At 41.1% G+C, this 11,809-nt stretch carries 10 protein-coding genes and 1 riboswitch; of the genes, 8 read left to right on the forward strand and 2 right to left on the reverse strand.

Features of this window, described 5'->3' with window-relative positions; all coding sequences use genetic code 11:
• Positions 1 to 16: 16 nt before the first annotated feature.
• Positions 17 to 313, reverse strand: coding sequence for a HesB/YadR/YfhF family protein (locus N1I87_RS09025; protein ID WP_270583810.1), 297 nt, complete (start codon positions 311 to 313; stop codon positions 17 to 19).
• A 233-nt stretch (positions 314 to 546) separates the two neighbouring features.
• Positions 547 to 1,128, reverse strand: coding sequence for a glycerol-3-phosphate 1-O-acyltransferase PlsY (gene plsY / locus N1I87_RS09030; protein ID WP_327804918.1), 582 nt, complete (start codon positions 1,126 to 1,128; stop codon positions 547 to 549).
• 283 nt (positions 1,129 to 1,411) lie between these two features.
• Here plsY and N1I87_RS09035 point away from each other — a divergent pair, with 283 nt between their 5' ends.
• The 8 genes from N1I87_RS09035 to N1I87_RS09070 all read left to right on the forward strand — a co-directional run bounded on the left by N1I87_RS09035 (position 1,412) and on the right by N1I87_RS09070 (position 11,807).
• Positions 1,412 to 1,822, forward strand: a complete 411-nt coding sequence (locus tag N1I87_RS09035) for a CoA-binding protein (RefSeq protein ID WP_048623364.1) — start codon at positions 1,412 to 1,414, stop codon at positions 1,820 to 1,822.
• A gap of 282 nt (positions 1,823 to 2,104) precedes the next feature.
• Entirely contained in the window at positions 2,105 to 4,084 is a 1,980-nt protein-coding gene (parE, locus tag N1I87_RS09040) for a DNA topoisomerase IV subunit B (RefSeq protein ID WP_341101406.1), read from the forward strand.
• A 3-nt stretch (positions 4,085 to 4,087) separates the two neighbouring features.
• On the forward strand, positions 4,088 to 6,520 hold the full coding sequence (parC, locus tag N1I87_RS09045) for a DNA topoisomerase IV subunit A (RefSeq protein WP_341101407.1): 2,433 nt from the start codon (positions 4,088 to 4,090) through the stop codon (positions 6,518 to 6,520).
• Positions 6,521 to 7,036: 516 nt separating this feature from the next.
• A riboswitch (SAM riboswitch) is annotated at positions 7,037 to 7,148 on the forward strand.
• An 83-nt stretch (positions 7,149 to 7,231) separates the two neighbouring features.
• Positions 7,232 to 7,978: a phosphoadenylyl-sulfate reductase gene (locus tag N1I87_RS09050; protein ID WP_327797499.1), complete on the forward strand. Its 747-nt coding sequence runs from the start codon at positions 7,232 to 7,234 to the stop codon at positions 7,976 to 7,978.
• A 54-nt stretch (positions 7,979 to 8,032) separates the two neighbouring features.
• On the forward strand, positions 8,033 to 9,184 hold the full coding sequence (gene sat, locus N1I87_RS09055; protein ID WP_341101409.1) for a sulfate adenylyltransferase: 1,152 nt from the start codon (positions 8,033 to 8,035) through the stop codon (positions 9,182 to 9,184).
• A gap of 142 nt (positions 9,185 to 9,326) precedes the next feature.
• On the forward strand, positions 9,327 to 9,920 hold the full coding sequence (gene cysC / locus N1I87_RS09060; protein WP_003352912.1) for an adenylyl-sulfate kinase: 594 nt from the start codon (positions 9,327 to 9,329) through the stop codon (positions 9,918 to 9,920).
• A 16-nt stretch (positions 9,921 to 9,936) separates the two neighbouring features.
• Positions 9,937 to 11,562, forward strand: coding sequence for a nitrite/sulfite reductase (locus tag N1I87_RS09065; RefSeq protein WP_341101411.1), 1,626 nt, complete (start codon positions 9,937 to 9,939; stop codon positions 11,560 to 11,562).
• Positions 11,563 to 11,579: 17 nt separating this feature from the next.
• On the forward strand, positions 11,580 to 11,807 hold the full coding sequence (locus tag N1I87_RS09070) for a DUF3906 family protein (protein ID WP_327824431.1): 228 nt from the start codon (positions 11,580 to 11,582) through the stop codon (positions 11,805 to 11,807).
• Positions 11,808 to 11,809 lie beyond the last annotated feature (2 nt).

The following is an 11,809-nucleotide window of genomic DNA, read 5'->3' on the forward strand; positions in this document are numbered from 1 at the left end:
GCCGCCCTATAATTTTTTACGATTGAAGCGTATATTGATAAATCGGTTCATCCAATTTTTCGCTATAATCCACATAAAGATCATGTTCGTCGAAAAACCAGAGGTCTTTTTCATCTACATAATATACAACCCCGTTATATTCTGCTTTCGCTCCAATCTGGATGGGTTCTTCTTTTGAAACTCCCAGTGAAAATCCTTGATGAAGCGGACTGGACCCGCCGTAACGGGCAAAGAATCGTACGAATTCTCCTTTTTTCACGCCCATTTCATCCTCAAACCACTCAATCGCCTTTTTGGATATCTGAATATTCATTTTTCATACACCTCGTTTTGTTTTGGATTAGATCCAATACTTATCTCATAGTTAGTTTACCTTCCTTGGCCAAAAAAGAACAACCAATAAGCACGTCGAAGCTGACCCGTTTCCTTCTACTCTTATTCGCGAATACGATCGTTCGAATATCGGATCAACGTTCTCTGTGTAGATATATAATGTCGTAATGGCACTCCCAGAAAAAAAGAGCCTTTTGTGGTAAGGCTCTTTTTTCACATCCATTTAATTTTTGGCTCCGTTTTATTCAGAATTCTTTTGACGTTTGCTCGGTGGCGGAAAATAACAAAGGATGCCAAGAACAATACGACAATGATCAAGGGGATATCCCCTTTAAAGAAAGTATAGATCACAGCGATTATGGCGACGATAATGGAGGAAAGCGATACATATTTGGAAATGTATAAACTAATCAAAAAGGCTACGACTAACAAAAGGAATAAGACCGGCTCATACGCCAGCAGTACTCCCCCTGACGTAGCCACTGCTTTTCCTCCTCGAAATCCGGCAAAAATGGGAAAGCTATGCCCAATGGCAGCTGCCATTCCTGCGATAAGAGGGTGTAAGTCTGCACCGAACCAAATTGGAAGCAAAGTAGCAAGCGTTCCTTTTAAGATATCAGCGATAATTACGACAGTTCCTGCTTTTATCCCGAGTGTGCGGAAGGCGTTGGTTGCTCCTAAATTTCCGCTTCCATGTTCGCGGATATCCACACCATAAAATATCTTTCCCACAATCAAGCCAGATGGAATGGAACCAAGCAGATAAGCTATTAAAATAAAGACTACATATTCCATTCTGGTCATTGCCCCTTTTTCCGAACTATGTTGTTATCGGTTTTTATTTTCTTTATATCCAATTCCTATACAATCGTTGATGAACGCCTAAAAATTTTTGAACAATGCCTTTTCCCGCTGAACAGGACGCCCCAATTGGAAGTTTCACTCTATTTTATCATGGTCGGGAACAATAAAAAAAGATTTTTTTATGAAAAGCAAAAGCTTCAGATGAGCAGGATTTAGATTGAAGAGATAGAATAGAATAAAAAGCTGCATGCAGGCTAAAAAAGGAGGAAACAGTATGATCGAGAATCCATCACGAGAAGAAATTGGAGAAATTTTAAAAAAAGCCAAAAGAATTGCCGTTGTGGGTCTAAGCAATAATCCGAATCGCCCCTCTTATGAAGTAGCGGAAGCGATGCAACAGGCAGGATATGAAATCATTCCCGTAAACCCAGCTGTAGATGAAGTGTTGGGTGTTCAAGCGGTCGACTCTTTAACGGATATTGAAGGCCCGGTTGACATTGTGAATGTTTTCCGTCGATCGGAGGCATTGCCGGAAATTGCGGAAGAATTTACAAAGATTGATTGTCCTGTTTTTTGGGCTCAATTAGGGATCGAAAATGAAGAAGTGTACCGATATTTAAAAGAAAAAGGCTACACCGTTATTATGAATCGCTGTATTAAAATCGAGCATGCCATGACAAAATAAACAACATACCTACCTGGGCAAGGGCCAGTCCTCATATAATGAGGCCTGGCCCTGTATCTTTGAAACAGTTTTTCATTTCCTTTCTTGCGCTTTTTTCATGAAAAGGTAAAATAGTGCATAGGTGTCTTTTGAACGTGAATGGAGAACGCTTTTGGATGGTTAAAATGAACCTGTACAAAACCAAATAAAAGATGTTTTGGTTATTTGGACGGATTTTTCATTTATCATAATGTATGTTATAATAAAATGCGAACGTTTGTTTGTTTTTGTTTTGAAAGGGGAATGTTCGTGGCAAATAAGAAGAACCAAATAGAATATAACGAAGATGCGATTCAAGTATTAGAAGGTTTGGAAGCGGTTCGAAAAAGGCCAGGAATGTACATCGGATCAACCGATTCGAAAGGATTGCATCACTTGGTGTATGAAATTGTCGACAATGCGGTGGATGAAGCATTGTCAGGCTATGGTGATGAAATTAGAGTCGTTATACATAAAGACAATTCGGTTAGTGTGGAAGATTTCGGTCGTGGAATGCCGACTGGAATGCATAAACTTGGAAAGCCGACTCCCGAAGTCATTCTCACGGTGCTTCACGCCGGGGGGAAATTCGGACAAGGCGGCTACAAAACAAGCGGCGGTTTGCATGGGGTTGGCGCTTCCGTGGTCAATGCCTTATCGGAATGGCTGATTGTGACCATTCAACGAGACGGATTCATTTACGAACAACGCTTTCGAAATGGCGGAAAACCGGAGACGACTTTAGAAAAAATCGGAAAAACGACGAAAACGGGAACGAAAATCCACTTTAAACCTGATCCGACTATATTTAGTACAGTTGTGTTCAATTATGAAATCTTATGTGAACGACTGAGAGAAAGTGCCTTTTTACTAAAAGGGCTAAAGATCGATATACGGGATGAACGTTATAATCAACATGATACGTTCTATTTTGAAAACGGCATTGAAGCATTTGTAGAATATTTGAACGAAGATAAAGAACCTTTGCATCATGTCGCGTTTTTTGAAGGAAAACAAAACGGAATAGAAGTGGAGTTTGCTTTTCAATTTCATGACGGGTTTTCGGAAAATGTTCTTTCCTTCGTCAACAATGTCCGTACAAAAGACGGGGGAACTCACGAAGCCGGAGCAAAAACGGCGATGACGCGGGTATTTAATGATTACGCCAGAAAAGTCAATTTATTAAAAGAAAAAGATAAAAATTTAGAAGGCTCTGACGTTCGCGAAGGATTATCCGCTGTCATTTCCGTCCGAATCCCGGAAGAATTGCTTCAGTTCGAAGGCCAAACAAAAGGAAAACTGGGAACAAGCGAAGCCCGCTCCGCTGTAGATGCCGTTGTTTCCGAACAGTTATCCTACTTTTTAGAAGAAAACCCTGATATCAGTTCTTTGTTGATCAAAAAAGCCATCAAAGCGTCTCAAGCTAGAGAAGCTGCAAGAAAAGCGCGAGAAGAAGCGAGAAACGGGAAAAAACGAAAAAAATCAGATTCCGTGCTGTCCGGAAAATTGACACCTGCCCAATCGCGAAATCCTAATCGTAATGAATTGTATTTGGTGGAAGGGGATTCCGCGGGCGGCTCTGCAAAACAAGGACGCGACCGGAGATTCCAGGCTGTGCTTCCGTTGCGTGGAAAAGTAATCAACACGGAAAAGGCAAAGCTTCAGGATATTTTTAAAAATGAAGAAATCAATACGATCATCCATGCCATTGGAGCCGGCGTCGGTCCTGATTTTTCGGTAGAAGACTCCAATTATGACAAAGTTATTATTATGACGGATGCCGATACGGACGGAGCGCATATTCAAGTACTTCTTCTCACGTTCTTTTATCGCTATATGAGGCCATTAATTGAAGCAGGAAAAGTATTTATCGCGCTTCCTCCTTTGTACAAGGTCAGCAAAGGAACGGGGAAAAAAGAGATAGTGGAATACGCATGGACGGAAAAGGAATTGCAGGCGGCCATTAAAAAAGTCGGCAAAGGCTATATGATTCAGCGCTATAAAGGGCTAGGCGAAATGAATGCGGACCAGCTGTGGGAAACGACTATGAATCCCGAAACAAGAACGCTCGTCCGGGTTCGAATCGATGATGCCGCCCGGGCGGAACGGCGAGTGACGACCTTGATGGGAGATAAAGTAGAGCCGCGTCGTAAATGGATTGAAAATCATGTGGCATTTGGCCTCGAAGAAGATGTGAGTCTGCTGGAAAATGAAAATCTGTCCCATCGAGAGGAGGTTGAATAGTCGATGGCAATGGAAGAACGTTTTCAAGATTTACCGCTTGAGGAAGTGTTGGGCGACCGTTTTGGCCGGTATAGCAAATACATTATTCAGGATCGGGCGCTGCCGGATGCCCGCGATGGTTTAAAGCCTGTACAAAGGCGCATATTGTACGCAATGCTGGTCGATGGCAATACTCATGACAAAGCTTTTCGAAAATCTGCTAAAACGGTAGGTAATGTCATTGGCAATTACCACCCGCACGGTGATTCCTCCGTTTACGAAGCCATGGTCAGGATGAGCCAAGACTGGAAATTACGGAACCTGCTGATCGAAATGCAAGGAAACAACGGAAGCATCGACGGCGACCCTCCGGCTGCAATGCGTTATACGGAAGCGAGACTGTCCGCGATCGCATCAGAGCTGCTAAGGGACATTGATAAAAAAACAGTTGATTTTGTACCTAATTTTGATGATACCGCATATGAACCGACCGTCCTCCCGGCAAGATTTCCGAACTTGCTTGTGAACGGTTCTACAGGTATTTCGGCTGGATATGCGACGGAAATACCACCTCATCATTTAGGAGAAATTATTGACGGTGTCATTATGCGAATGGATCAACCTGATTGCACCGTAGACGATCTGATGAAGGTCATTAAGGGTCCTGATTTCCCAACCGGGGGCATTATACAAGGAATTGACGGAATCAAAAAAGCATATGAAACAGGAAAAGGAAAAATTGTGATACGCGGTAAAACGGAAATAGAAACGATTCGTGGTGGGCGCAAACAAATTGTGGTGACTGAAATTCCGTTTGATGTCAATAAAGCGAATCTTGTCAAACGGATCGAAGAGTTTCGCATTGATAAAAAAGTGGAAGGAATCGCCGAAGTCCGAGATGAAACAGATCGAACGGGCATGCGGATCGTCATTGAACTGAAAAAAGAAGCAAATGCAGAAGGAATTCTGAACTATTTGTATAAAAATAGCGATCTGCAAATTGCGTACCATTTCAACATGGTAGCCATTCATGAACGCCGACCGAAACTGATGAGTTTGCCTGCCCTGTTGGACGCTTATATCGCCCATCAAAAAGAAGTGGTCACGAACCGTTCAAAATACGATTTGCAAAAAGCGAAGGAAAGACAACATATTGTAGAAGGATTAATCAAAGCGCTGTCCATACTCGATGAAGTGATTGCGGTGATTAGAGGATCCAAAGACAAAAAAGACGCAAAGCTGAATTTAATGAATCGATTTGAATTCTCTGAACCGCAAGCAGAAGCGATCGTTTCCCTTCAACTGTACCGCCTTACCAATACGGATGTCACTGCTTTGCAAAAAGAAGCGGAAGATTTGAAAAAGAAAATCACCGAATTGACGGCCATATTGGAAAGCGAAAAGAAACTATTGTCCGTTATTAAAAAGGAATTAATCGAAATGAAAAAGCGGTATGGGGATGAAAGACGGACGACCATTGAAAAAGAAATAGAAGAAATAAAAATCAATCCTGAAGTGACCGTTGCTATTGAAGACGTCATGGTAACCGTTACGAAAGAAGGATATATTAAGAGAACAAGTCTTCGTTCCTACTCGGCTTCAAGCGGTGCCGATTTGGCGATGAAAGATTCAGATCGGTTGCTGTTCCAAGCGGAATTGAGCACCACTGATGTGCTGCTATTGTTCACTAACAAAGGGAATTATTTATATATTCCTGTACACGAATTGCCTGATATTCGCTGGAAAGAAATGGGGCAGCATATCGCCAACCTGATCGCCATAAGAAAAGACGAAAAGATCATTCAAGCTATTGCGGTCCAAAATTTTGAGGAAAAGGGCTATCTTCTCTTTTTCACAAAAAACGGCATAGCCAAAAAATCTGAACTGTCTCAGTATAGAGCACAGCGCTATTCACGTCCGCTTGTGGCCATTAATTTAAAAGATAATGATGAAGTAATCGATGTGTTTTTAACAAACGGTCAAATGGATGTGTTCATTGCTACAAGGTTGGGATATGGGCTATGGTTTGAAGAAGAAGAAATTAATATCGTTGGACCAAGAGCGGCCGGAGTAAAAGGCATCAATTTAAAAGAAGATGATTATGTGGTCAAAGGAAAAGTATTCGTCCGCGGAGAACAGCCTTATATTTTTGTGGCTACCCAGCGCGGAGCTGTGAAAAAAATGAAATTGAATGAAATGGAAAAAATGTCCAGAGCTAAACGAGGACTTGTTTTATTAAGAGAATTAAAATCCCACCCGCACCGAATTGCGTATTTAGATCTCACCGACAATGACTCCATCGTTCATTTGCGAACGGAAAAAGGAGTCGTAGAAACGGTTTCCCTTTCCGGATTAAGAGAGAATGACCGCTACTCAAATGGCAATTTTGCCATTGACGAATCAGAAAGCGGTACAGTCATAGAAGGATGGACAGAAAAACCGTCCGGTACAGAGTAAAGGATTTTTCTACGGCGAGATATTTGTATAAGCAATGCTGTAAAACAAAAGTAGAAGGATCTCCCATCAAAAAGATTTTGATGGGAGATTTTTTTTGCACAATAATTCATTTGTATTGTTTTGAACAAATCATCAGACAAACAATATGGGTATTTATATCCATTTTTTAAAACATGTCGCTCTTTTTCGGATCACTTCCAAGAAGGTACTACTTTTTAATGCCAAACCGTTTTCCACCGTAAAATCTTCAAACGCCCCATCAAGAATTTAATCCTTTCAAGCAGTGGATGTGGCAAAACATGACTCCAATGCAGGAAATACAATGCCCCCAATTTAAGAAGGAAGAAAAATTTCATTTCAGCAAAGAGTTGTTCTCTTAAAATTTTTTCTTACTGCCTATGAGTTTATTTAAACGAAAAGGCAAACTGATTCTACAAAATTTATAAATTCCTATCAAAAAACTGCGGAAAAATTCGTTGACTTTTAGTAACTTTCTGATAAAATAAAAAGCAATTAAACTTATCAAGAACGACGGAGGGACCTGGCCCAATGAAGTCTGGCAACCTGCCTTGAAAAGAAGGTAAGGTGCCAATTCCAGCAAAATGGTATCCATTTTGGGAGATAAGGTATGTATGATATGGTACCTATTGATTCTTTCCTGAAATGGAAAGATTTTTTCATTTTACCATCAGCCTCTAAACAGGAACACCAATGAGTGGTATAGAAAGAAGGGGTATTTTGAGCGAATTATTAACGTTTGACACGTGGGATCATTATCAACTACCGGAATTTGATGAAAAGAGTGAAACAAAAGGGGCATTAGAAGTTCTGGAATGGGCCTATGACCATTATGGAGAAAAAATTGTCTATTCGTGCAGTTTTGGAATAGAAGGAAGTGTACTTGTGGACTTGATCTATAAAATCAATCCAAAAGCGACCGTCGTTTTCTTAGACACAGGACTGCACTTTCAAGAAACATACGAAACCATTGATAAAGCGAGAGAACGTTATCCGGAACTGAACATCGTCATGCAAAAGCCGGAATTAACGCTACAGCAGCAAAGCGAACAATACGGTGAAGAATTATGGAAAAAAGATCCGAATTTGTGCTGCCATCTACGCAAAATTGTTCCGCTAAAAAGTGTTCTCGAACCTGTTGAAGCATGGATCTCAGGCTTGAGAAGGGAACAATCAGAAACAAGAAAACACACGAATTACATAAACCTTGATAAAAAGTTTGGCAAAATTAAAATTTGTCCATTAATTCATTGGACGTGGAAAGAAATTTGGCGGTATGCGTATAATGAAGAGCTGCCTTACCATCCTTTGCACGATCAAGGATATCCAAGCATCGGATGCCAGCCTTGCACCTCTCCTGTATTTGATTTAGAGGATTTACGGGCCGGAAGATGGAAAGGCACCGGAAAAACGGAATGCGGTTTACATTTGCCCTCTTAAAATCACTAAACCAAGTAGACTGATTAAATATATAAAAAAAGGAGGATCCTCTACATGACCGAAATAAAACCGCACGGAGGAGTTCTAATTCAAGCGTACAATCCAGAATATCCATTCGAAGGCATTGAAAAAGAAATTGAGCTTGATGCCACTTCTTTAAGTGATCTTGAATTAATCGCGACAGGAGCTTATAGTCCTTTAACAGGATTCCTAGAAGAAAAAGATTACAACAGCGTAGTCGAAACGATGAGGCTCTCCAACGGCATTGTTTGGAGCATCCCCATTACACTGCCGGTCACAAAAGAAAAAGCAGCTGATCTACAAATCGGGGAACAGGTTCGGCTTACTTTTGACGGTGCTACATACGGTGTGATCACCATTAAAGATATTTATGAACCAGATCAACAAAAAGAGGCGGAATTGGTTTACAAAACATCGGAACTAGCCCATCCGGGTGTGAAAAAAATGTTCAGCCGCGGAAATGTTTATGTAGGAGGTCCTATTGTTCTAGTCAAAAGAATTAAAAGAACGCAATTTAGCGAATTTTATTTTGACCCGGCAGAAACGAGAAGAATTTTCGCAGAAAAAGGCTGGAAAAAAGTCGTCGGCTTTCAAACCAGAAATCCGGTTCATCGGGCGCATGAATATATTCAGAAATCAGCTCTTGAAATTGTGGACGGCCTCTTTTTAAATCCGCTTGTCGGGGAAACAAAAGCAGACGACATCCCTGCTGATGTCCGGATGGAAAGCTACCAAGTACTTTTGAAAAATTATTACCCTGAAGACCGTGTGTTTTTAGCCGTATTCCCGGCAGCCATGCGCTACGCCGGCCCAAGGGAAGCTGTATTCCACGCGATGGTGCGAAAAAATTATGGCTGCACGCATTTTATCGTCGGGAGAGACCATGCAGGAGTCGGCAATTATTACGGTACGTATGACGCTCAAAAAATATTTGACCAATTTACTCGGGAGGAAATTGATATTACTCTCTTATTCTTTGAACATAGTTTTTACTGTACGAAATGTGAAAGCATGGCGTCTACGAAAACTTGCCCGCATGGAAAAGAACACCATGTCATATTATCAGGAACAAAAGTAAGGGAAATGCTCCGCAATGGAGAAGTGCCGCCTAGCACTTTTAGCCGTAAGGAAGTAGTGGAAGTTTTAATTAAAGGCTTAAAAGAAAAAGCGCCGGTTCATCAATAAAAAAGCGCTAGTGCTTCTAAAACCAGCCGTTGACTTCTTAAATAGGGAGTTGGCGGCGGGTTCAATCAAAAAGTATTAATAGATCTCAACACTACTTGTATAAAGCTTTTATAAATGAGTCAGCAAAAAGGGGGAATATAGAATGGCACAAAATATTGTATGGCATGAACCATCTTTGCAAAAAGAGGAACGCCGGAAACGGAATGGGCATCACAGCGCTGTATTCTGGTTTACAGGGCTGTCGGGATCAGGAAAATCCACGATCGCCAACCGCGTCGCCAAAAAACTTCATGAATTAGGGGTGCAGACTTATGTGTTAGATGGGGACAATATCCGCCACGGTTTAAACAAAGACCTCGGATTTTCGGAACAAGATCGCAAAGAAAACATTCGCCGAATTGGAGAAGTCGCCAAATTATTTGTAGATAGTGGGCAAATGGTATTTACTGCTTTTATTTCCCCATTTCGTGAAGATCGTGAAACGGTCAGAAAATTGCTCGAAGAAGATGAATTTATTGAAGTGTATGTCAAATGTCCCCTCAGCCAATGCGAAGAACGTGATCCAAAAGGACTTTATAAAAAAGCGCGTAAAGGAGAGATTTCAGATTTCACAGGTATCTCTTCTCCCTATGAAGAGCCTGAATCGCCTGAAATCGTATTGGAGACCGATCGGTTTTCAATCGAAGAATGCGCGGAACAGCTTTTGTCCTATATAAAAGAAAGAAATTGGATCTAAAGGAGGAGGAATTTCTATGGGTTATGAAAAAGTGTGGAAGGATAATCCCAAATTGAATAAGGATGAACTTCGGAAGTTGGAAAAAGACGGTTTGGAAATTTTTAATGATATTCCATACTATGCGGAACACGGCTTCTCATCCATTCCAAAAGAAGAATGGGGTGCATTTAAATGGGCGGGGCTTTATTTGCAACGTCCGAAAGAAGACGGCTATTTTATGATGAGGGTAAAAGTGCCGACTGGAATACTAAACAATGAACAGTTAGAAACTTTGGCGGGTATTGCAAAAGATTTTGGACGAAACTTTTTTGATATTACAACTCGCCAAGCCGTCCAATTTCATTGGTTGAGAATTGAAAACATTCCGGAAATTTTTGATCGCTTGAATAAAGTGGGATTGACCAGCACTTTTGCCTGCGGTGATGTTCCTCGGAATATTCTCGGAAATCCGTTGGCAGGCATTGATAAAGACGAAGTATTGGATACTCGTCCGATCGTTCAAGAAATACATGAATTTCTGACCGGCAACGAAGATTTTTCCAACCTGCCTCGAAAGTTTAAAATTTCAATCAACGCTAATGTTTATAATTCCGGACAAGCAGAAATCAATGACTGTGCATTCGTTCCAGCCAAAAAAGTCATCGACGGAGAGGAAAAGATAGGGTTCCATCTAAAAGTTGGCGGCGGGTTGTCCGCGGTGCCAAAACTAGCTGTTCCACTCGATATCTTTGTACTACCTGAAAAAGTTAAAGATGTTGTAAAAGGTGTTCTGACTATTTTCCGTGATTACGGTTATCGGGAAAGACGAAATCATGCACGCTTGAAATTTTTAGTGGCGGATTGGGGTCCGGAAAAATTCAAAGAAAAATTGTTAGAACTTACCGGTCCGCTTCCAGAAGCAGGAACTGATCTGACAAAAGGATGGAATGCCAGCTATTTTTACGGAGTTCATCCACAAAAACAAGAAGGACTGCATTACGTCGGTTTGAATATTCCAGTAGGAAGACTGCAAGTAGAAGATGCATTGGAATTGGCTCGGCTGGCGAAAAAATATGGAAACGGAGAAGTCCGGACATGTGGTTCGCAAAATTTGATTATTGCCAATGTTCCGACTGAAAATGTAGATGCTTTGCTTAAAGAACCTATTCTGGAGAAATTCTCGATACGTCCACCGCGTTTCACCGCTTATGCCATTTCATGCACAGGCATTGAATTTTGTAATTTAGCTTTGACTGAGACAAAAGAAAGAATGAGACGGCTTGCCGCATTTCTTGACAAGGAAGTGGATGTGGATGTTCCGGTTCGAATCAATATGGTGGGCTGCCCTAACTCTTGCGGCCAGCGGCAAATTGCTGATATCGGCTTGCAAGGAGTTTTAATGAAAAATAAAGAAAAGAAAATGGTGCAAGCATTTGAAATCAATGTGGGTGGAACATTGTTGAATGGCGGCCAATTTAACCAAAAATTAAAAGGAAGAATCGACGGCGAGCATCTGCCGTTTGTATTAAAAGAATTCTTAACCTATTTCAGCAAGACCAAATTGGAAGGAGAAACGTTTTTTGAATACTTCAAACGAGTGGGAATAGAACCACTTCAAGAAGAGTTGGATCGTATATTAAGCAATTTGGCCTTAACCGCTTGACAAGAAAGAGGAAAACTATGACTCTATATCGTTTTGAAGTCATCACAGAGGATCAGCAAGTGATACCTGTCATCATTGCGGCTGACAATGACGAACGGGCATTTGAATTAGTTGAAATAGAATTGGAAAAATTTTATTTAACCTTACCGCCCATTGAAGAAATTGTGTTATATGAAAAAAAGAAACTAAGAAATGGCGGCGGATTTGTCATTGGCACCGATCATGATCAATACGCAAAATATTGATA

It is taken from the genome of Bacillus sp. FSL W8-0102 (assembly GCF_038007225.1).
In the GTDB taxonomy this organism is placed as follows: domain Bacteria; phylum Bacillota; class Bacilli; order Bacillales; family DSM-4216; genus Bacillus_O; species Bacillus_O smithii.

Coding starts and splice junctions, on each gene's coding strand:
- N1I87_RS09025 (WP_270583810.1), bottom strand. CDS start 313: ATGAATATTCAGATATCCAAAAAGGCGATTGAGTGGTTTGAGGATGAA.
- N1I87_RS09035 (WP_048623364.1), top strand. CDS start 1,412: ATGATCGAGAATCCATCACGAGAAGAAATTGGAGAAATTTTAAAAAAA.
- plsY (WP_327804918.1), bottom strand. CDS start 1,128: ATGGAATATGTAGTCTTTATTTTAATAGCTTATCTGCTTGGTTCCATT.
- N1I87_RS09070 (WP_327824431.1), top strand. CDS start 11,580: ATGACTCTATATCGTTTTGAAGTCATCACAGAGGATCAGCAAGTGATA.
- parE (WP_341101406.1), top strand. CDS start 2,105: ATGTTCGTGGCAAATAAGAAGAACCAAATAGAATATAACGAAGATGCG.
- cysC (WP_003352912.1), top strand. CDS start 9,327: ATGGCACAAAATATTGTATGGCATGAACCATCTTTGCAAAAAGAGGAA.
- sat (WP_341101409.1), top strand. CDS start 8,033: ATGACCGAAATAAAACCGCACGGAGGAGTTCTAATTCAAGCGTACAAT.
- N1I87_RS09050 (WP_327797499.1), top strand. CDS start 7,232: ATGAGTGGTATAGAAAGAAGGGGTATTTTGAGCGAATTATTAACGTTT.
- N1I87_RS09065 (WP_341101411.1), top strand. CDS start 9,937: ATGGGTTATGAAAAAGTGTGGAAGGATAATCCCAAATTGAATAAGGAT.
- parC (WP_341101407.1), top strand. CDS start 4,088: ATGGCAATGGAAGAACGTTTTCAAGATTTACCGCTTGAGGAAGTGTTG.